Raw genomic sequence first — 21,189 nt, 5'->3', positions numbered from 1 at the left:
CTGTCAGGACTCCTCATGCTCTGGATCTGGTTGACGATCCCACGATAAACGCGGATCAAATGTCATTGCAGAAAACATTGTCATTATGACGACTAAAGCAAACATTAATGCACCCATTGCCGGATAAATACTCATTAAGCCTCCCATACGCACCAGCGCCGAGAGCACCGCGATAACAAAAACGTCAATCATTGACCAGCGGCCTACAAACTCAACAACTTCGTAAATCAAATGCATTCTTTCACTGTCACGCTTGCCGTGACCTTTTGCATCCCAGCACAACCAGCCAATCGCAATCATCTTTAACGTCGGCACCATAATACTGGCCAGAAAGATAACTGCAGCGACGGGATAAGAACCTTCACTCCACAATAAAATAACCCCTGCGAGAATAGTCGACGGCATCTTCGAGCCTAATAAATCGGTCACCATGATGGGCAAAATATTCGCCGGGAGATACAGCATGATCGACGTAACAAGCAGCGCCAGTGTCCATTGCAGACTATTTCTACGCCGAACGTAGCCTTTGGTGCCACAACGTGGGCACACTGGAACATCGGCAGGAAGAATGGCTGTACAACATGAGCAGGAGCGTAGCCCCTGACGTATCCCTGTGACGCCCGCTTTTAGCGGCTGATTAAGCACTGGCATCGGGGCGATATCATCCCATAGCCAGCGACGATCAACACACTGGAAAGCGCGCAGTTGCAGCACACAAAATAAACACCAGGGCAGAAAACTGCTGCCCACGCCAATGCTGCCGTAGGCCATCAGTTTGACAAAACTGACCAGCACACCAGCGAGGAAAATCTCCGCCATTCCCCAGGTTTTGAGTTGAAACAGCACCCGTGCCAGTTGCTCTTTTACGCGGACAGGTAATTCAACGCGATTTACCAGTAGCAGAATGGTAATCAGGCAAAAGGCGGGAACCAATTGCACAAACAGCAGGAAGAAAGTGCCGAGACTGGCATAGTCCTCAGAAAACAACACGTTCGGGATTTCCAGTAACGTAATCTCACTGGTTACACCCGCAACATTCATATTCACAAAAGGGAACAAGTTGGACAGCAACAGCATGAACAATGCAGCCAACGCATAAGCGGTGGGACGCTGTCGGGGTGCATCCCATGCCACAGTTAACGTTGTGCCACACCGGGGACATGCCGCTTTCTGACCATGCTCAAGGCTGGGTAAAGCCACCAGCATGTCACACTGCGAGCACAGAATATGCTTCGCGGCATGATGATGTTCGCACATTGGTACTCCTTAATGATGCGCTATTCTACAGATTGCTGACAAAATGCCCGTTTCTCATGCCGAATGCGACACGACTGCATATCCGCCCAGGGAGAACGGGGAAACGCGATAAAGCGATGTTCCCCCAGACCTGATAAGCGTAGCGCATCAGGCAGTTTGGTCTTTGTCAGCCGTCTTTCGTTCAATCAATTGATTAGCGATCAACCACCATTTTTTAACGCTTCAAGATACTCCCAGCGTTCAAAAGCCTGCTCCAGTTCCTGCTCAGCAGCAGCCATATCAGCGAGTACTTTTTGCGTATGCTCATGAGGTTGGCTAAAAAAGGAGGCATCTGCCACCTGCGTCTGCAAAGCTTCCAGTTTGGCTTCTAAATCCTCAAGCAGTTGTGGTAGCTGTTCTAATTCGCGCTGCAATTTATAGCTTAGTTTGCTACTGCTACGTTTTGCAGTTTCTGCTTTCGACACAACAACTTCTTCGGTTTTCTTCACCGCAAGTTGTTTCAGCGCCACATGCTGTTCTTGCTGACCGCGTGCGTCGTGATAACCACCGACATAACGACCAATTTTCCCATTGCCTTCGAAGATCCAGCACTCCGTCACGGTGTTATCAACAAACTGGCGATCGTGGCTGACCAGCAGTACCGTACCCTGATAGCTGTCAATTAGCTCTTCAAGCAGCTCCAGCGTTTCGACATCAAGGTCGTTAGTTGGTTCGTCGAGAATCAGTAAGTTGCTTGGCTTGAGGAACAGACGTGCCAACAGCAGACGGTTGCGCTCCCCGCCGGAAAGCGCACGTACTGGCGTCATCGCCCGTTTCGGGTGGAACAGAAAGTCCTGCAAATAACCCAGTACATGACGCGGCTTACCGTTAACCATCACCTCCTGTTTACCTTCAGCGAGGTTATCCATCACCGTTTTATCGGGATCAAGCTCCGCACGATGCTGATCGAAATAAGCCACTTCCAGTTTCGTGCCGACATGAATGTGTCCACTGTCTGCCTGAATCTGTCCGAGCATCAATTTCAACAAGGTGGTTTTGCCGCAGCCGTTTGGGCCAATCAGCGCAATTTTGTCGCCACGTTGTACCTGAGCGGAAAAATCTTTCACCAGTTGCTTGCCGTCAACCTGGTAGCAAACGTCTTCCATTTCGAAAACGATCTTACCGGAGCGGCTGGCCTCTTCCACCTGCATCTTCGCCGTGCCCATTACCTCACGGCGCTGGCTACGTTCACGGCGCATCGCTTTCAGGGCGCGCACGCGGCCTTCATTACGGGTACGGCGTGCTTTGATCCCCTGACGGATCCACACTTCTTCCTGCGCCAGTTTGCGATCAAACTCGGCATTTTGTAATTCTTCCACACGCAGGGCTTCTTCTTTTTCCAGCAGATACTGGTCGTAATTCCCCGGGTAGGTCACCAGTTTGCCGCGATCGAGATCGACAATGCGCGTCGCCATATTGCGGATAAACGAACGGTCGTGGGAGATGAAAATAATCGTCCCATTGAAGGTTTTGAGGAACCCTTCCAGCCAGTCGATGGTTTCGATATCAAGATGGTTAGTCGGCTCATCGAGCAACAATACGCGCGGATTACTCACCAGCGCGCGTCCCAATGCCGCTTTGCGCAACCAGCCGCCAGAAAGTGACGACAACGCAACGTTAGGATCTAACCCAAGCTGTGCCAGCACTTCATTGATGCGGTTTTCCAGTTGCCACAGGTTATGGTGATCCAGCAATTCCTGTACTTTCGCCAGTTCGTTGAGATTCTTCTCGCTCGGGTCGTTCATTACCCATTGCGAGATATCGTGATAGCGTTTCAGGTATTCCGCTTGTTCCTCAATACCTTCGGCAACGAAATCATAAACGCTCCCCTCAACGTTACGCGGCGGATCTTGTTGCAGACGAGCAACGATTAAATCTTGCTCGTAAATAATGCGCCCGTCATCCAGCCCCTGTTCACGGTTGAGGATCTTCATTAACGTCGATTTGCCCGCGCCATTACGGCCCACCAGACAAACACGTTCGTTATCTTCGATGTGCAGTTCTGCGTTATCGAGAAGCGGCGCGTCGCTGAACGACAGCCAGGCGCCATGCATACTGATTAATGACATTACTATTCCTTTCAGGCTGCGGTAATCAGCCAGCAGTTGTGGATCTGGCGGTTACGGGCAAAATCCTGAGAGAGCGTTTTTTGCGTAATTTCTTGTGCTTTCAGTCCCAGTTTTGCCAGACCGTCGAGATCCATGCGGAAGCCACGTTTGTTGTTCGAGAACATGATAGTCCCACCTGCACGCAGCAGACGCTTCAAATCTTTCATCAGCGCCAGATGATCGCGCTGTACATCAAACGCATCTTCCATTCGTTTTGAGTTAGAGAAAGTTGGCGGATCGATAAAAATCAGATCGAACTGCTCTTTCGCATCGCGCAACCACGCCAGGCAATCCGCCTGAATTAAGCGATGCGCGCGTCCGGTTAAGCCGTTAAGACGCAGGTTGCGTTCCGCCCACTCCAGATAGGTACGCGACATATCCACCGTGGTGGTGGTGCGCGCGCCACCCAATCCCGCATGCACGGTAGCGCTGCCGGTATAAGAGAACAGATTGAGGAAATCTTTGCCTTTGCTCATCTGACCCAGCATACGACGGGCGATACGGTGATCGAGGAACAGACCGGTATCAAGATAATCCGTCAGGTTCACCCACAAGTGAGCGTTATATTCGGTAACTTCGAGAAACTCTCCTTTCTCGCCCAGTTTTTGATACTGATTTTTGCCCTTCTGGCGTTCACGGGTTTTAAGCACCAGTTTGTTTGGCGCAATCCCCAGCACCGAAATGGTTGCTGCGATAATATCGAACAGACGCTGACGCGCTTTGTGTGCATCAATGGTTTTCGGCGGCGCATACTCTTGCACCACCACCCAGTCGGCATAACGGTCAACGGCAACGTTATATTCTGGTAGATCGGCGTCATACAGGCGGTAACATTCAACCCCTTCCTGACGCGCCCACTTCTCGAACTTTTTGAGGTTCTTACGCAGACGATTGGCGTAGTCTTCCGCCACCATTGCCGGTTTGCTGTCTGGCGTGCTTTCAGCGACGTGATAATTTTTCTGCACGCAATCCAGCGGACCGTTTTTCGCTTTGTACTGTTTGTCGGCGCGCAATTGCAGGCAACTTAACAGATCCGGCGAAGCACTGAACAAAGAGAGATTCCAGCCGCCGAACTGGTTTTTCATGATTCGGCCCAGCAGGCTATGCAGCGCAATCAGCGCCGGTTCGCTGTCCAGACGTTCCCCATATGGCGGGTTGCTTAACACTGTACCGTATGGCCCTTTCGGCAGCGGATTGGTCAGTTGCGCGACATCTTTCACCTCAAAGGTGATCAGTTCGCCAATCCCGGCAAGGCGGGCGTTAGTGCGCGCACGTTGAATCACCCGAGCATCGCTATCGGAACCATAAAAATGAGAATTGTACTCAGCCAGACCTTTTCGGGCGCGAGTTTGCGCTTCGGCTTTCACTTCCTGCCAGATAGCTTCGTCATGCTGCGCCCAACCGTTAAAGCCCCAGCGCCCACGATGTAAGCCTGGTGCGCGATCGGTCGCCAGCATCGCCGCTTCAATCAGCAACGTACCGGAACCACACATCGGATCGAGCAGTGGTGTACCTGGCTGCCAGCCGGAACGCATCACAATAGCCGCCGCCAGAGTTTCCTTGATCGGTGCAATTCCCGCGCGATCACGGTAACCACGCAGGTGCAAACCATCACCACTTAAATCGAGAGCAATACTGGCGGTTTCTTTATGCAGCCAGACGTTCACGCGGATATCTGGCGCATCGCGATCAACATTTGGGCGCGGCAGATTTTTGCGGGTAAATGCATCCACGATCGCATCTTTAACTTTCATCGCGCCATACTGGCTGTTGCGGATGGTGTCGTTCAGACCACTGAAGTGGACTGCAAAGGTCGCGCCAGGATTAAACATCTCTGTCCAGTTGATCGCCTGCACGCCGAGATAGAGATCTAAATCGCTGTAAACTTTACACTCACCCAGCGGCAACATAATACGCGAGGCCAGACGGCTCCACATCAGGCTCTGGTAAACAAGCCGCGTGTCGCCCTTGAAGTGGACCCCGCCCTGAACTACCTGGCATTCAACGGCCCCCAGATTTTCCAGTTCAGTTTTTAACAGCTCTTCCAGCCCACGGGCCGTACTGGCAAACAGAGAATTCATATCGTCACTTTTACTCTAAGAGCCTACCGCAGTAGGCGTAATTGTTGCAGTCAGTTTGGACATGGACAGCGCGGAGAAACCGGAGCGTACACAAGTACGTGAGGATTTCGAGCACTGCCCTGGGCTAAACTGACAAATAAAATAGCCTAATGAGACAGGCGCTAAGAAAATTGTTGCGCATTATAGCTAATAAGCGCGTCATGTCATAAAGTTGAGGGCTTATTTTCATTTGAGGACCGCACCGTGGCGACATTAACCCGGCTTTTTATTCATCCAGTTAAATCGATGCGCGGCATTGGTCTTACACATGCCCTGGCAGATGTCAGCGGTCTGGCCTTCGATCGCATCTTTATGGTCACAGAACCCGACGGTACATTTATTACCGCCCGTCAGGTTCCGCAGATGGTGCGTTTTACCCCTTCCCCGGTACATGACGGCCTGCACCTTACCGCGCCTGATGGCAGCAGCGTATGGGTTCGTTTTGCTGATTTCTCCATACAGGATTCGCCAACCGAAGTGTGGGGCAATCATTTTACCGCGCGAATTGCGCCAGATGCGATCAACAAATGGTTAAGCGGATTTTTCTCCCGCGAGGTTCAACTACGCTGGGTAGGACCACAAATGACGCGGCGCGTAAAACGCCACAATAGCGTTCCCCTTTCCTTTGCCGATGGCTATCCCTATCTGCTCGCTAATGAAGCCTCATTGCGCGATGTTCAACAACGCTGTCCGGCAAGCGTCAAAATGGAGCAGTTCCGTCCGAATCTGGTGGTATCCGGCGTAGCAGCATGGGAAGAAGATACCTGGAAAATCATTCGGATAGGCGACGTAGTATTTGATGTAGTGAAACCCTGCAGCCGTTGTATTTTCACGACTATCAGTCCAGAAAAAGGACAAAAGCACCCGGCTGGCGAACCGTTAAAAACGCTGCAATCTTTTCGCACCGCACAAGATAACGGCGATGTCGATTTTGGTCAGAATTTAATTGCCCGCAATAGTGGCGTTATTCGTGTTGGCGATAAGGTGGAAATCCTGGCGACTACCCCGTCAAAAACCTACGGCACGGCTGCTACAGACGATACTGTCGTTACTACGCAGCAACCAGATGCAAACGTAGATATCAACTGGCAGGGACAAATATTTCGCGGTAATAACCAACAGGTATTGCTGGAACAATTAGAAAATCAGGGAATTCGCATACCCTATTCTTGCCGTGCGGGCATTTGCGGAAGTTGCCGCATTCAGCTTTTAGAGGGCGAAGTCACGCCACTGAAAAAATCAGCCATGGACGACGACGGGACTATTCTTTGTTGCAGTTGTGTACCGAAAACTACGCTGAAACTGAAAAGTTAAACGGCTTGCTCAAGGCTGAGACTGTCATAACTCATATGCGGTCTTAGTCTGTCATTCATAATTTTGATGGCATCACCCAGTTGCATAGCGCGCCCGGCGATAACTATGCAAGGTTGCGCCAGTAGACATAGCGCAGCATTTTCACCAGATTCAACGACCAGTAAATTAACTTGTTCGTTGGTGTCGCTCAACCAGACACAGGCGGCATCACCTGGCATCGGCGCCCACATTTCCCCATGAGAAACAAAATGCCAACTTTTCGGCATTTGTGGTTTGAGATATCGAATTGCCACTAGCGCATTGAGTACCAGTTCGGCTTTTTGTTCTTTGGATAAATCTAAATCGCGGCATTTTTCCTCAAAGGAAAAATAGAGCGCGGCGTCATCAACGCAAAATCCCGCAGGAGCAAAGGCATCCGGCGTCAACATTTTACGAGCAAAACGTGAGCGAAATAGCATACCATTGGCTAAATCAAGCATCATACGATCATGCTCTTCATCGTAATACCAACGCCAGTTATCATCTGGTTTAATTCTCATATGCCTCTCTCCTACTCTATAAATTCACCGCCACATATTCCATTGTCGCTTCGATTAATAACCTCAACAAGAAAAGTACAAAATGTCTAAATAAGCAACAACAATGAATATAAAACAACCAGGGCTGAAAATAAAGCCCTGATTATCTTATAAAGAGAAATTGAAAGGAATAATTAGATATGGGTAACGATTTCTTTAATCAGCGGCGGACCTTTAAAAATAAAACCAGAATAAATTTGCACCAGTGAAGCACCCGCTGCAATCTTCTCACGAGCTGCAATTACCGAGTCAATACCGCCCACACCGATGATCGGTAAGCGCCCATTTAATTCCTGCGACAAGCGGCGAATAATTTCCGTGCTTTTTAATTGTAACGGACGACCACTTAACCCACCTGTTTGATCACAATTTTTCATCCCCTGAACTAAAGAACGATCGAGTGTAGTATTAGTCGCAATGACGCCATCAATATTATGACGAACTAAACTATCAGCAACCTGGATCAATTCTTCTTCAGAAAGATCCGGCGCGATCTTCACTGCAATCGGAACATATTTATGATGGATCGCTTGCAGATCATTTTGCTTATTTTTAATTGCAGTTAATAAATCATCCAGGGCTTCACCATATTGCAGGGTACGTAAGCCTGGGGTATTTGGCGATGAAATATTGATGGCGATATATCCCGCGTAGGCATAGATTTTTTCCATACAAATCAGATAGTCATCTTTGCCTTGTTCTACCGGCGTATCTTTATTTTTGCCGATATTAATCCCTAAAACACCGTCGTAATGGGCTTTTTTAACATTCTCAACGAGGTTATCAACGCCGAGATTATTAAAGCCCATGCGGTTGATCAAACCTTCAGCATCAACCAGACGGAAGAGACGCGGTTTATCATTACCTGGCTGAGGGCGCGGGGTGACAGTGCCGATCTCGATCGATCCAAATCCCATTGCTCCCAGCGCATCAATACATTCGCCATCTTTATCAAGGCCAGCAGCCAGACCAAGCGGGTTTTTAAACGTCAGGCCCATGCAGCTAACCGGTTTCGCCGGAACGTTTTGCCGGATTAATGCCTCCAGCGGCGTTCCGGTAATACGACGCAACTGCTGAAAAGTAAACTCATGAGCGCGCTCTGGATCGAGCTGAAAAAGGGCTTTACGAACGAAGGGGTAGTACATGAACTCTCCTGGATTCCCGGTATGCAAACCGGGGGCGTATTATGTGCGAGTTCAGAGCAAAAGGGAATTGACCTGCGGCAATAAATAGCAAACGTTTTCTTATTGCGCTTTTTTTATACTTTTTAAGCTTTTCTTTCTGGTGGCGCCAGGCACGGACATTCGTAATATTGATGCAGATAGCAGGAGATGGTGCGTCGCTATGTTAGGATCAATTCAGCTAGCTGAACTGGAATCGAAAACGCTGCATCGGATGATGCAGCGTGGACGCCCTGAACGACCCGTCCGGCGTCATGATTAATATGTCGGATGCGGCGTGAACATCTTACCTGCCCCACAAAGACTCGCAATTTCAACAGATTAGCAGGTCTGATAAGACGTATCAGCGTCACATCCGGCATTTTGGCTCACTCGTATCAAGCCAGTGCTTTGGTAATCTTCTCGTACAGATCGCCAGAGAGATTTTCCAGGCCTTTCAACTGCTCCAGCGCCGCCCGCATTTTATCCTGACGTTTGGCATCGTAACGTTTCAGGCGAATCAGCGGTTCAATCAGGCGCGAAGCTACTTGTGGGTTCCGGCTGTTCAGGTCGGTAAGCATTTCCACCAGGAACTGATAACCACTGCCATCTTCGGCATGGAATGCTGCTGGGTTGCTGCCCGCAAATGCGCCAATCAACGAACGGATGCGGTTTGGGTTACTCATGGTAAATGAACGATGTTGCAACAGACCACGCACTGTCTCCAGTACATTCGCTGCCGGGCTGGTGGCTTGCAGAATAAACCATTTATCCATCACCAGACCGTCGTGATGCCACTTATCATCGTACTCCTGCATCAGCGCGTCGCGGCATGGCAACTGTGCAGCAACCGCCGCCGAAAGCGCCGCCAGCGCATCGGTCATATTGTTCGCTTCGTGGAACTGCTTACTCACCAGCACATCAGCCAGGTGTGTTTCACCAAAAGCAAGGAAGCGCAGGCAGGCATTACGCAGAGCGCGTTTCGCAATGTCTTCATGTTCAACATGGTACTCGCGCTGGTAATTCGCGTTATAAATAGCCAGCAGTTCATCCGCCAGTTCAGTCGCCAGAGTCCGGGTAAGTGCTTCGCGTACTTCGGCAATGGCTATTGAATCAATAATATCGAACAGTTCCGCCATTTCATTCACGGAAGGCAGCGTCAGGATCTCCGCCGCCAGCGCCGGATCAATCAGCTCATCAAGGAGTACTGCGCGGAAAGCATCGGCAACATGTGCTGGCAGAGACAGCGGCTGCCCTTGCTGATGACGAACAACGTTTAACTTGATATAGGTTGCCAGCAGGCTTTGTGCCGCATCCCAGCGAGAAAAATCATTACGCGCATGACGCATCAGGAAGGTCAGTTGCTGATCGCTCCACTTATATTCCAGTTTCACCGGTGCGGAGAATTCGCACAACAGCGCAGGCACTGGCTGGAAGTAGACATTATCAAAAACAAATGTCTGTTCCGCCTGGGTAACATTCAGTACCGAATTGACCGGATGCCCCCCTTTCTGCAACGGGATCACCTTGCCTTCGTTGTCATAAAGTTCGATAGCGAATGGAATATGCAATGGCTGTTTTTCAGCCTGATCCGGCGTAGCTGGCGTACGTTGACTGATGGTCAGGGTGTACTGTTCGGTTTCTGGATTGTAGTCATCTTTAACACTAACAATTGGCGTGCCAGACTGGCTGTACCAACGGCGGAAATGGGAAAGATCGACATTCGACGCATCTTCCATCGCCTGGACGAAGTCGTCACAAGTCGCCGCGCTGCCGTCATGACGCTCGAAATAAAGCTGCATCCCTTTCTGGAAGTTTTCTTCACCCAGCAGAGTATGGATCATACGAATCACTTCCGCGCCCTTCTCGTAGACGGTCAGGGTATAAAAGTTGTTCATTTCAATGACCATGTCCGGGCGGATCGGATGCGCCATTGGGCTGGCGTCTTCTGCAAACTGTAATCCACGCATGGTGCGCACATTATTAATGCGGTTAACCGCACGGGAACCGAGATCAGAGCTGAATTCCTGATCGCGGAACACGGTTAAGCCTTCTTTCAGGCTGAGCTGGAACCAGTCACGGCAAGTCACACGGTTACCGGTCCAGTTGTGGAAATATTCGTGGCCGATAACGCGTTCAATATCAAGGTAATCTTTATCGGTGGCAGTGTCGGTACGCGCCAGCACATATTTGGAGTTAAAGATATTCAGACCTTTATTCTCCATCGCGCCCATGTTGAAGAAGTCCACCGCAACAATCATATAGATGTCGAGGTCATACTCCAGACCGAAGCGCTCTTCATCCCATTTCATGGAGTTTTTCAACGAAGTCATCGCCCACGGCGCACGGTCCAGGTTACCGCGATCGACATACAACTCCAACGCGACTTCGCGACCAGAGCGAGTGGTGAAGGTGTCGCGCAGTACATCAAAATCGCCAGCCACCAACGCAAACAGGTAGCACGGTTTCGGGAATGGATCTTGCCACTGCACCCAGTGACGCCCGTTTTCCAGCTCACCCTGCGCAACACGGTTACCATTGGAAAGCAGGAACGGGTATTTGGTTTTATCGGCAATAATTTTGGTAGTAAAGCGCGCCAGCACGTCCGGGCGATCGAGATAGTACGTAATATGGCGGAATCCTTCGGCTTCACACTGAGTACAAAGCGCATCGCCCGATTGATAAAGCCCTTCCAGCGCAGTGTTTGCCGCAGGGCTAATTTCATTAACAATTTTGAGCGTAAAACGTTCCGGCAATTGATTAATGATCAGAACGCCCTCTTCTTCTCGCCAGGCGGTCCACGGCTCATCATTAATATGAACAGAAACCAGTTTAAGGTCTTCACCGTCAAGACGAAGCGGAGCATCAGATGCGCCATGACGGACAGCCTGGCTGACAGCGGTAACCACCGTCTTTTCAGCATCCAGGTCAAAGGTCAAGTCAATATCAGTAATCTGGTAATCCGGCGCACGATAATCGTGACGGTATTTGGCTTGTGGCTGTTGAGTCATAAAGAACCTTTCGCATCTTTTATAGAATCCGGTGTTCAGTCTATTCCTGTTGCGTAAATCCCGCTATGCAGAATCATCATCTTTTCAGACACAAGCACTTTTTTTGCTACATATCTATAACATGTGGCACAAAATGCCCTCGACCATAAAGGTGGCATATGGTGTGATCAGGGTTCAATAAATTGCGAAACAAGGTATACTCCAGCAGTTCCTGATGATGTTTATTGTACTAAACGCTCCCGTACGAGGACGCTACTGCGCACCTATGACACAATTCGCTTCTCCTGTTCTGCACTCGTTGCTGGATACAGATGCTTATAAGTTGCATATGCAGCAAGCCGTGTTTCATCACTACTACGATGTGCATGTCGCGGCGGAGTTTCGTTGCCGTGGTGACGATTTGCTGGGTATTTATGCCGATGCTATTCGTGAACAGGTTCAGGCGATGCAACACCTGCGCCTGCAGGATGATGAATACCAGTGGCTCTCAGCACTGCCTTTCTTTAAGACCGATTATCTCAACTGGTTGCGTGATTTCCGTTTTAACCCGGAACAGGTCACTGTCACCAACGATAACGGTAAACTGAATATTCGCTTAACCGGCCCATGGCGTGAAGTTATCCTCTGGGAGGTTCCGTTGTTGGCGGTAATCAGCGAACTGGTGCACCGCTATCGCTCACCGCAGGTCGACGTCGCGCAAGCTCTCGACACACTGGAAAGCAAATTAATCGATTTCTCGGCATTAACCGCCGATCTCGATATGTCACGCTTTCATCTGATGGATTTCGGCACTCGCCGTCGTTTTTCGCGCGAAGTCCAGGAAGCTATCGTTAAACGTCTGCAACAGGAATCCTGGTTTGTTGGCACCAGCAACTATGATCTGGCGCGCCGCCTTTCCCTGACGCCAATGGGAACACAGGCTCATGAATGGTTCCAGGCACATCAGCAAATCAGCCTGGATCTTGCCAACAGTCAGCGCGCCGCGCTCGCTGCCTGGCTGGAGGAATATCCCAATCAACTTGGCATTGCATTAACCGATTGCATTACCATGGATGCATTCTTACGTGATTTCGGCGTGGAATTTGCCAGTCGTTACCAGGGGCTGCGTCATGATTCTGGCGATCCGCTGGAATGGGGCGAAAAAGCTATCGCTCATTATGAGAAGCTGGGGATTGATCCGCAGAGCAAAACGTTGGTTTTCTCTGACAATCTCGATTTACGCAAAGCGGTCGAACTGTATCGCCACTTCGCATCCCGGGTGCAACTGAGTTTTGGCATCGGGACACGTCTTACCTGCGACATTCCACAGGTAAAACCACTGAACATCGTGATTAAGCTGGTGGAGTGTAATGGTAAACCGGTGGCGAAACTTTCTGACAGCCCTGGCAAAACTATCTGCCATGACAAAGCGTTTGTCCGCGCACTGCGCAAAGCGTTTGACCTTCCGCATATTAAAAAAGCCAGTTAATATCATCAGGGAGCTATTCGGCTCCCTTTTTTTACCTTTAATTCCGAAATCTTTTGTCCCATCTGCGAATTCTGCTTGTCTGATTGCAGATGCCAGGTAACATAGGTATCCCCCCATTTACGGGTGGACAAGTGTTTATTTTTTCCGACTATTAACAGAGAGAATATTATGAGCGTTGTGCCTGTAGCCGACGTACTCCAGGGCCGCGTAGCCGTTGACAGCGAAGTCACCGTGCGCGGATGGGTGCGTACCCGCCGAGATTCAAAAGCTGGCATCTCCTTCCTCGCCGTTTATGACGGTTCCTGCTTTGATCCTGTACAGGCTGTCATCAATAATTCTCTGCCCAATTACAATGAAGACGTGCTGCGTCTGACCACCGGCTGCTCGGTCATTGTAACGGGTAAAGTCGTGGCGTCGCCGGGCCAGGGACAACAATTTGAAATCCAGGCCAGCAGCGTTGAAGTGGCTGGTTGGGTTGAAGATCCAGACACTTACCCGATGGCGGCAAAACGCCACAGCATTGAATATCTGCGTGAAGTGGCGCACCTGCGTCCACGTACCAACCTGATCGGCGCCGTAGCGCGCGTTCGCCACACGCTGGCACAAGCGCTTCATCGCTTCTTTAACGAACAGGGTTTTTTCTGGGTTTCGACTCCGCTGATTACTGCGTCCGATACCGAAGGCGCTGGCGAAATGTTCCGCGTATCAACGCTGGATCTGGAAAACTTGCCGCGTAACGATCAGGGCAAAGTTGATTTCGACAAAGATTTCTTCGGCAAAGAGTCCTTCCTGACCGTATCCGGCCAGTTGAACGGCGAAACCTATGCCTGTGCGCTGTCCAAAATCTATACCTTTGGCCCGACCTTCCGTGCTGAAAACTCCAACACCAGCCGCCATCTGGCGGAATTCTGGATGCTGGAGCCAGAAGTGGCGTTTGCTAACCTGAACGATATCGCCGGTCTGGCAGAAGCGATGCTGAAATATGTCTTTAAAGCCGTTCTTGAAGAACGTGCTGACGACATGAAATTCTTCGCTGAACGCGTAGATAAAGATGCAATTTCACGTCTGGAGCGCTTCATTGAAGCTGACTTCGCTCAGGTTGATTACACCGACGCGGTAACCATCCTCGAAAACTGCGGTAAGAAATTTGAAAACCCGGTTTACTGGGGCGTTGACCTCTCTTCCGAGCATGAACGTTATCTGGCTGAAGAGCACTTTAAAGCACCGGTTGTTGTGAAAAACTATCCGAAAGATATTAAAGCGTTCTACATGCGCCTTAACGAAGACGGTAAAACCGTTGCGGCAATGGACGTTCTGGCGCCGGGCATCGGTGAAATCATCGGCGGTTCCCAGCGTGAAGAACGTCTGGACGTGCTGGACGAGCGTATGCTGGAGATGGGCCTGAAGAAGGAAGATTACTGGTGGTATCGCGATCTGCGTCGCTACGGTACTGTTCCGCATTCCGGTTTCGGCCTTGGCTTTGAACGTCTGATTGCCTACGTAACTGGCGTACAGAACGTGCGTGACGTTATTCCGTTCCCGCGTACTCCGCGTAACGCCAGTTTCTAATTTAGCCTTTCCTGGAGCCAGCGCCTGCTGGCTCTTTTTTTATTTTCTTCTGTCAAATTATCTGTGTGTTAAGTCAAGCAATCTATTTACAACCTTTCCAAAAACACCTTCCTGTTACGGAATATTACTCCGCAACATTTTCGCACAGAAAATAACCCACATTCTTATTGCGGATTAGTAATTTCTTATCTGATAGCACAATTTTTATACTTTTATTTGGCACTCCAGATGTCTGAACGTGTATTTCATCAGCATCACAGAAAGATATCATCAGAAAGAAAATTTCATTTCACCTACAAAAAACACAATAAAATCATATAAATAAATACCAATTACTGTAAATACCATCACTCTCCTATAGAAATATGATGGTGTTCACAAAGTTCCTTAAATTTTACTTTTAGTTACATGTTTTTTCTTTTTGTAACCATATCTTTATATTTGTAGCACTTTCACGGTAGCGAAACGTTAGTTTGAATGGAAAGATGCCTGCAGACACATAAAGACACCAAACTTTCATCAATAGTTCCGTAAATTTTTATTGACGAAACTTATTGGCGGCAGTGGCAGGTGTCATAAAAAAAACCATGAGGGTAATAAATAATGATGAAGCGCAATATTCTGGCAGTGATCGTGCCTGCTCTGTTAGTAGCGGGTACTGCAAACGCTGCAGAAATCTATAACAAAGATGGCAACAAACTGGATCTGTACGGCAAGGCTGTTGGTCTGCACTATTTTTCCAAGGGTAACGGTGAAAACAGTTACGGCGGCAACGGCGACATGACCTATGCCCGTCTTGGTTTTAAAGGGGAAACTCAAATCAATTCCGATCTGACCGGTTATGGTCAGTGGGAATATAATTTCCAGGGTAACAACTCAGAAGGTAGCGATGCTCAGAATGGCAACAAAACACGTCTGGCGTTTGCTGGTCTGAAATTCGCTGACGTTGGTTCTATTGATTACGGTCGTAACTACGGTGTGGTTTATGATGCATTGGGCTACACCGATATGCTGCCAGAATTCGGTGGTGACACTGCATACAGCGATGACTTCTTCGTGGGTCGCGTAGGCGGCGTTGCAACCTACCGTAACTCCAACTTCTTTGGTCTGGTTGATGGTCTGAACTTCGCTGTTCAATACCTGGGCAAAAACGAGCGCGATACCGCAAGACGTTCTAACGGTGACGGTGTAGGCGGCTCCATCAGCTATGAATACGAAGGCTTTGGTATCGTGGGAGCGTATGGTGCTGCTGACCGTACCAACTTGCAGGAAGCTCAGCCTCTCGGCCAGGGTAAAAAGGCAGAGCAGTGGGCAACTGGTCTGAAGTATGATGCAAACAACGTCTACCTGGCGGCTAACTACGGCGAAACTCGTAACGCAACCCCTATCAAAGGCGGTTTTGCTAACAAGACGCAAGATATTCTGTTAGTTGCACAATACCAGTTCGACTTTGGTCTGCGCCCATCCATCGCTTATACCAAATCTAAAGCGAAAGATGTAGAAGGCATCGGCGATGTTGATCTGGTGAACTACGTTGAAGTTGGCGCAACCTACTACTTCAACAAAAATATGTCCACCTACGTTGACTACGCAATTAACCAAATCGATTCTGACAACAAACTGGGTGTCGGTTCCGATGATACTGTTGCTGTCGGTATTGTTTACCAGTTCTAATAGCACACCTCTTTGTTAAATGCCTAAAAAACAGGACGTTGGTCCTGTTTTTTTTATGCCTTCCAGAGCAATCTCACGTCTTGCAAAAACAGCCTGCGTTTTCACCAGTAATAGTTGGAATTTTGTAAATCTCCCGTTACCCTGATAGCGGACTTCCCTTCTGTAACCATAATGGAACCTCGTCATGTTTGAGAACATAACTGCCGCTCCTGCCGACCCGATTCTGGGCCTGGCTGATCTATTTCGTGCCGATGAACGTCCCGGCAAAATTAACCTCGGGATTGGTGTTTATAAAGATGAAACGGGTAAAACCCCGGTGCTAACCAGCGTAAAAAAAGCTGAACAGTATCTGCTCGAAAATGAAACCACCAAAAACTACCTCGGCATTGACGGTATCCCTGAATTTGGTCGCTGTACCCAGGAACTACTGTTTGGTAAAGGTAGCGCCCTGATCAACGACAAACGTGCTCGCACAGCCCAGACCCCGGGGGGTACTGGCGCGCTACGCGTGGCCGCTGATTTCCTGGCGAAAAATACCAGCGTTAAGCGTGTATGGGTAAGCAACCCTAGCTGGCCGAACCATAAGAGCGTCTTTAACGCTGCGGGTCTGGAAGTACGTGAATACGCTTACTACGATGCGGAAAACCACACTCTGGACTTCGACGCCCTAATTAACAGCCTGAACGAAGCTCAGGCTGGCGACGTGGTCCTGTTCCACGGCTGCTGCCATAACCCAACCGGCATCGACCCTACGTTAGAACAATGGCAAACACTGGCACAACTTTCCGTTGAGAAAGGTTGGTTGCCACTGTTTGACTTCGCTTACCAGGGATTTGCTCGTGGTCTGGAAGAAGATGCTGAAGGCTTGCGCGCTTTTGCTGCTCTACATAAAGAGCTGATTGTCGCCAGCTCCTACTCAAAAAACTTTGGTTTGTACAATGAACGCGTTGGCGCCTGCACCCTGGTTGCTGCGGATAGTGAAACGGTCGATCGCGCATTCAGTCAGATGAAAGCGGCGATTCGCGCTAACTACTCTAACCCACCAGCGCACGGCGCTTCTGTCGTTGCCGCCATCCTGAGTAACGACGCTTTGCGTGCTATTTGGGAACAAGAGTTGACCGATATGCGCCAGCGTATTCAGCGTATGCGCCAGTTATTCGTCAACACGTTGCAAGAGAAAGGCGCAAACCGCGACTTCAGCTTTATCACCAAACAGAATGGCATGTTCTCCTTTAGCGGTCTGACTAAAGAGCAGGTATTGCGTCTGCGTGAAGAGTTTGGCGTGTATGCGGTTGCTTCTGGTCGCGTGAACGTGGCCGGGATGACGCCAGATAACATGGCACCATTGTGCGAAGCGATTGTGGCTGTACTGTAAAGCGTTAAAAACAATGAAGCCCGCGAAAGCGGGCTGAGACTGATGACAAACGCAACATTGCCTGATGCGCTACGCTTATCAGGCCTACGCGTTCCCTGCAATATTTTGAATTTGCACGATTTTGTAGGCCGGATAAGGCGCTCGCGCTGCATCCGGCATAAACAAAACGCACGTTGCCAGAAGTCCATGCTCGCTTCGAAAGCGGGCTTTTCTATGCGTCTTTACCAGACGGGCATTTCATCTTGCAGGAAGGGATTATGCAACCGCTCGTAACCGAGAGTGGATAATGGTCCATGTCCTGGAATAAAAGTCACGTCATCGCCAAGCGGCAGCAGTTTATCTTTAATAGAGGAAATTAGTTGCTTGTGATCGCCACGCGGGAAATCACTGCGCCCAACTCCACCTTTGAAAAGTACGTCGCCAGAAATCAGAAGTTTTGACTGATTATCAAAGAAAACCACGTGACCCGGCGTGTGCCCCGGACAATGTAACACCTGTAAAGTTACATTCCCGATACTGATGGTATCGCCTTCGCTCAGCCAACGATCCGGCGTCAGTGGCTGACACTCATCCAGACCAAACATGCGGCTTTGTGCCGGCAAGCCCTGTAGCCAGAACTCATCTTCTTTTTCCGGGCCAAGTACCGGCACGCCATAATGTTGCGCCAGTTCCGCCGCGGCGCCAACGTGATCCAGATGACCATGCGTCAACAGAATTTGCATTAGCGTCAAACCACTGGCATCCACTTCCTGTTTGATTTTTTCTGCATCGCCGCCAGGATCGACCAGCGCAGCCAGGCGAGTTTGCTCACACCAGATCAATGAACAGTTCTGGGAGAATGCGGTGACCGGAATAATACGATAATTCATACTGCCCCTGTTTCGTTAAGCGATTGTTACCAGTGCCGTGCTGGCCCGGTATCAATATGCACAAAGTTACTGCGTGGGTAATATCCTACACCACCTGCGCGCATAGATAACGCGGCTTTGCGAATATTGCTTAATGCGATACCTTCAATATGAAAATCCATTGCCTGGCCTTTAGTGTGATAGCTTTTCTTCGCTACCCCACGGCTATGAGCGCGTAATTCATTATTGGTATCAATGGAGCGATAACCGGAAATCAGTTGCACCGGTTTGCGGGTGCCCAGCAGACCTTGTAGGCGATATAACTGGTCGAATAATCCAGGGTCGATGGACTTTATTTTGTTCGCGCGGAAATCACGGAAAAAATGGTTTAGTTTAGCCAATTCTTCCTGAATATAGCCTCTGCCATCGAAAAACTCCGCTTTAATTGACTCTCCGGTATGGAGATTATTAAGTGTCAAGATACGCGGTCGTGGGGTAGAGAGCGTCGCAAATGCAGGTGTCGGCAAGATGGCGGCACTCAGTGCAACGCCACCAAGCGCCAGCAGTTTGCGGCGATTAGCGTCGAATTTGTCCATGATAATCAAGTCTACAGGTCAATGTTATCGTTTATATGCACTTCTGGCGCACAAGAGGCACCTTAACCGCCCATAAAGCAGACGTCAAGATGCCTCAACCCCAGCAGTGACGGGGGCTGCAGAGAATTCCCCCCGATCATGCTAATTATTACGACAACTGATTTTCCCGAACTACTTCATTTACCTGATTAATTGTTCCGCTTTCGATACGATTTGCGAGCTGGATCGCGCAGGCAGATCATAATTGTAAATATCTGTTCGATACTGGGTACGACCGTCTGCGCCAACGAAGGCTGTCAGATAGTAGAGATTCACTGGAATTGACTGCCGGATATTAACGTACCGGGTATCGCCCTGCTTCAGCGCATCGGAAATACGTTTGTCATTCCAGCCAGCATCCTGCAACAGCATATTCGCCAGTTCAGATGCTTTATTCACCCGCACACAGCCAGAGCTCAACGCGCGGGTATCACGCTTGAACAAGTTGTGATTCGGCGTGTCATGCAAATAAATTGCCTCTGAACTCGGCATATTGAATTTATACCGTCCCAGTGAGTTTCGTGGGCCAGGAGCCTGCTGGAAGCGGAACGGCAAATTCGAGGCCGTGATCGTTGACCAGTCAACTTGCCACGGATCAATTGCTTCTTTGCTGTTCCAGCCGCGCATCACCGTATAACCATGGCTTTCAAGATATCCCGGATCGTTACGCACTTTCGGCAGAATATCTTTACGGGCCAGAGTCGGCGGCACATTCCACGGTGGGTTAACCACCACGTTATTTAAAGCGCTACTCATCATTGGCGTTTTGCGATCGGGGCGACCGACAATCACTCGCGAGTCCAGCACCTGATTGCCGTTCTGGTAATAGACCAAAGAATAGGCTGGAATATTAACCATGATGCCAGTAGAAAGCTCAGCAGGTAGCAAGCGTAAACGTTGGATATTGAGCGCCAGAACCCCGGCACGCTGAGCCGGGGTGACGTTTAACCAGTCACGCGTAGCCGGACCAATAGTGCCATCCGCGCCTAATCCTTGCCACGCCTGAAAACGTTTAACAGCATCCACCAGTTCACTATTATAGGCCGCGCGGACGGCTGGTGCGGGTTTACTGTGGTTCGTCGTTTGTCTGTTTATCGACTGCGTTCCTGCTGTTTCAACGGCAGCGGCAGACGGGCTAACCGCCCCATGTGGCTGCGTTTCATCTCCTGGAAGAGCTATTTTCGGCCCCCCTTCCAGCATTCCAGTACGTTGTAAAATCTCGCGTAGCGCCGGAACGTCGTTACTCCACTGACCAGGACGAAGTGTTGCCTTTCCCGTCAACTGTGGCCACGGTTTGTTATCGCTTAACAAGGCCAATAAAGACTCATGCATCGCAGCATATTGCGGATGCTGCGGCGCCAGCCCTGCAACAAAAGTAGGTAATTGACCATTGTCCAGCGCCACCTGCCATTGGTTGATCACCGAAAGCGGAGGTGTTGAAAGTGCATAAGGTTTACTGCTGTATAGCCAGCGAGTCCCTTTAACCGGGATATTTGCAATAAAGTGGAGATACCCCATCATCGCATCCGAAAGCACCACATCACGTGCCATTCCGTTAACGCCAGGATCGGTCAGCAACTCCACCCATTTGTTAAATTGCGGCTGAAAACCGGCAATCGCCACTTCCGCCAGTTGCTGTTGAAAGGCTTTAACAGCATCGCGGTTTTCCCACATCGGCTGCATATCGCGTGCGGCATACAGCAGCTGAAGCTGGTTCAGATAAACCGGCTTATAACCTGCGGGTAATAGAGATTCGATTTGCGCGCGGGCTTTTTCTACCGCACCTTCCGGTAATGGCTGGATCCCCGCCATTATTGCCGTGGCTTGCGCCTGCGGCAGTACATCGCCCTGTTCGCTAACAGTCACTGGACTGTCACCAGGGATCACTTCAGGCTCATCGGCCTGCACACTGAACAGTGGAGCGAATGTTACGGCCAGGCATAAACTGATTGCCGAAAGCCGACGACCACACATCATGTTAAGCAACATCCCTTGCCCCCTGTTTTTATCATACTCTGAATAGCCAGGCTGTT

14 protein-coding genes are annotated in these 21,189 nt (G+C 49.8%); 5 read left to right on the top strand and 9 right to left on the bottom strand.

Annotated features, from left to right (window positions below; all coding sequences use genetic code 11):
* Positions 1–3: 3 nt before the first annotated feature.
* The 3 genes from pqiA to rlmKL all read right to left on the bottom strand — a co-directional run bounded on the left by pqiA (position 4) and on the right by rlmKL (position 5,485).
* Positions 4–1,257, bottom strand: coding sequence for a membrane integrity-associated transporter subunit PqiA (gene pqiA / locus PS053_RS00345; protein WP_025237262.1), 1,254 nt, complete (start codon positions 1,255–1,257; stop codon positions 4–6).
* Positions 1,258–1,457: 200 nt separating this feature from the next.
* Positions 1,458–3,365 (bottom strand): ABC transporter ATP-binding protein, encoded by a 1,908-nt coding sequence (locus PS053_RS00340; protein ID WP_107192564.1) that lies wholly within the window; start codon positions 3,363–3,365, stop codon positions 1,458–1,460.
* An 11-nt stretch (positions 3,366–3,376) separates the two neighbouring features.
* Entirely contained in the window at positions 3,377–5,485 is a 2,109-nt protein-coding gene (rlmKL, locus tag PS053_RS00335) for a bifunctional 23S rRNA (guanine(2069)-N(7))-methyltransferase RlmK/23S rRNA (guanine(2445)-N(2))-methyltransferase RlmL (protein WP_059225157.1), read from the bottom strand.
* Positions 5,486–5,728: 243 nt separating this feature from the next.
* Between rlmKL and PS053_RS00330 the strand changes: the two genes are divergently transcribed.
* A complete protein-coding gene (locus PS053_RS00330; protein ID WP_059276948.1) occupies positions 5,729–6,838 on the top strand; it encodes a YcbX family protein in 1,110 nt (369 codons plus the stop codon).
* Here PS053_RS00330 and zapC read toward each other — a convergent pair.
* The 3 genes from zapC to pepN form a co-directional block, all read right to left on the bottom strand.
* A complete protein-coding gene (zapC, locus tag PS053_RS00325; protein ID WP_001220656.1) occupies positions 6,835–7,377 on the bottom strand; it encodes a cell division protein ZapC in 543 nt (180 codons plus the stop codon). The two genes, PS053_RS00330 and zapC, sit on opposite strands and share 4 nt — an antisense overlap.
* A 173-nt stretch (positions 7,378–7,550) precedes the next feature.
* Positions 7,551–8,561 (bottom strand): quinone-dependent dihydroorotate dehydrogenase, encoded by a 1,011-nt coding sequence (pyrD, locus tag PS053_RS00320; protein WP_002462366.1) that lies wholly within the window; start codon positions 8,559–8,561, stop codon positions 7,551–7,553.
* 413 nt (positions 8,562–8,974) lie between these two features.
* Entirely contained in the window at positions 8,975–11,587 is a 2,613-nt protein-coding gene (gene pepN / locus PS053_RS00315; protein WP_273774550.1) for an aminopeptidase N, read from the bottom strand.
* A 265-nt stretch (positions 11,588–11,852) separates the two neighbouring features.
* Here pepN and pncB point away from each other — a divergent pair, with 265 nt between their 5' ends.
* From pncB to aspC, 4 genes are all read left to right on the top strand, one after another.
* A complete protein-coding gene (gene pncB, locus PS053_RS00310; RefSeq protein ID WP_256879332.1) occupies positions 11,853–13,055 on the top strand; it encodes a nicotinate phosphoribosyltransferase in 1,203 nt (400 codons plus the stop codon).
* Between the two features lie 168 nt (positions 13,056–13,223).
* A complete protein-coding gene (gene asnS / locus PS053_RS00305) occupies positions 13,224–14,624 on the top strand; it encodes an asparagine--tRNA ligase (protein WP_000117893.1) in 1,401 nt (466 codons plus the stop codon).
* Between the two features lie 603 nt (positions 14,625–15,227).
* Positions 15,228–16,298: a porin OmpF gene (gene ompF / locus PS053_RS00300; protein WP_000977903.1), complete on the top strand. Its 1,071-nt coding sequence runs from the start codon at positions 15,228–15,230 to the stop codon at positions 16,296–16,298.
* Positions 16,299–16,482: 184 nt separating this feature from the next.
* Positions 16,483–17,673, top strand: coding sequence for an aspartate transaminase (aspC, locus tag PS053_RS00295; RefSeq protein WP_000462676.1), 1,191 nt, complete (start codon positions 16,483–16,485; stop codon positions 17,671–17,673).
* A gap of 221 nt (positions 17,674–17,894) precedes the next feature.
* Here the strand turns inward: aspC and gloC are convergent, their stop codons facing one another.
* The 3 genes from gloC to ldtD all read right to left on the bottom strand — a co-directional run bounded on the left by gloC (position 17,895) and on the right by ldtD (position 21,145).
* Positions 17,895–18,542 (bottom strand): hydroxyacylglutathione hydrolase GloC, encoded by a 648-nt coding sequence (gene gloC, locus PS053_RS00290; RefSeq protein ID WP_001109461.1) that lies wholly within the window; start codon positions 18,540–18,542, stop codon positions 17,895–17,897.
* Between the two features lie 26 nt (positions 18,543–18,568).
* Positions 18,569–19,117 (bottom strand): peptidoglycan L,D-endopeptidase MepK, encoded by a 549-nt coding sequence (mepK, locus tag PS053_RS00285; protein ID WP_002462368.1) that lies wholly within the window; start codon positions 19,115–19,117, stop codon positions 18,569–18,571.
* Positions 19,118–19,297: 180 nt separating this feature from the next.
* Positions 19,298–21,145, bottom strand: a complete 1,848-nt coding sequence (gene ldtD / locus PS053_RS00280; protein ID WP_256879333.1) for a L,D-transpeptidase — start codon at positions 21,143–21,145, stop codon at positions 19,298–19,300.
* Positions 21,146–21,189 lie beyond the last annotated feature (44 nt).

The sequence above is a fragment of the Escherichia albertii genome (assembly GCF_028622335.1).
Taxonomy (GTDB): domain Bacteria; phylum Pseudomonadota; class Gammaproteobacteria; order Enterobacterales; family Enterobacteriaceae; genus Escherichia; species Escherichia albertii.
The sequence above is the reverse complement of the archived record's forward strand: the minus strand, read 5'-3'. Positions and strand labels throughout refer to the sequence as shown.

What these genes read in the sequence shown, in the direction of transcription:
- pqiA (WP_025237262.1), bottom strand. Translation starts at nt 1,257, where the DNA reads ATGTGCGAACATCATCATGCCGCGAAGCATATTCTGTGCTCGCAGTGT.
- asnS (WP_000117893.1), top strand. Translation starts at nt 13,224, where the DNA reads ATGAGCGTTGTGCCTGTAGCCGACGTACTCCAGGGCCGCGTAGCCGTT.
- zapC (WP_001220656.1), bottom strand. Translation starts at nt 7,377, where the DNA reads ATGAGAATTAAACCAGATGATAACTGGCGTTGGTATTACGATGAAGAG.
- PS053_RS00340 (WP_107192564.1), bottom strand. Translation starts at nt 3,365, where the DNA reads ATGTCATTAATCAGTATGCATGGCGCCTGGCTGTCGTTCAGCGACGCG.
- gloC (WP_001109461.1), bottom strand. Translation starts at nt 18,542, where the DNA reads ATGAATTATCGTATTATTCCGGTCACCGCATTCTCCCAGAACTGTTCA.
- ompF (WP_000977903.1), top strand. Translation starts at nt 15,228, where the DNA reads ATGATGAAGCGCAATATTCTGGCAGTGATCGTGCCTGCTCTGTTAGTA.
- pyrD (WP_002462366.1), bottom strand. Translation starts at nt 8,561, where the DNA reads ATGTACTACCCCTTCGTTCGTAAAGCCCTTTTTCAGCTCGATCCAGAG.
- mepK (WP_002462368.1), bottom strand. Translation starts at nt 19,117, where the DNA reads ATGGACAAATTCGACGCTAATCGCCGCAAACTGCTGGCGCTTGGTGGC.
- ldtD (WP_256879333.1), bottom strand. Translation starts at nt 21,145, where the DNA reads ATGTTGCTTAACATGATGTGTGGTCGTCGGCTTTCGGCAATCAGTTTA.
- aspC (WP_000462676.1), top strand. Translation starts at nt 16,483, where the DNA reads ATGTTTGAGAACATAACTGCCGCTCCTGCCGACCCGATTCTGGGCCTG.
- rlmKL (WP_059225157.1), bottom strand. Translation starts at nt 5,485, where the DNA reads ATGAATTCTCTGTTTGCCAGTACGGCCCGTGGGCTGGAAGAGCTGTTA.
- pncB (WP_256879332.1), top strand. Translation starts at nt 11,853, where the DNA reads ATGACACAATTCGCTTCTCCTGTTCTGCACTCGTTGCTGGATACAGAT.
- pepN (WP_273774550.1), bottom strand. Translation starts at nt 11,587, where the DNA reads ATGACTCAACAGCCACAAGCCAAATACCGTCACGATTATCGTGCGCCG.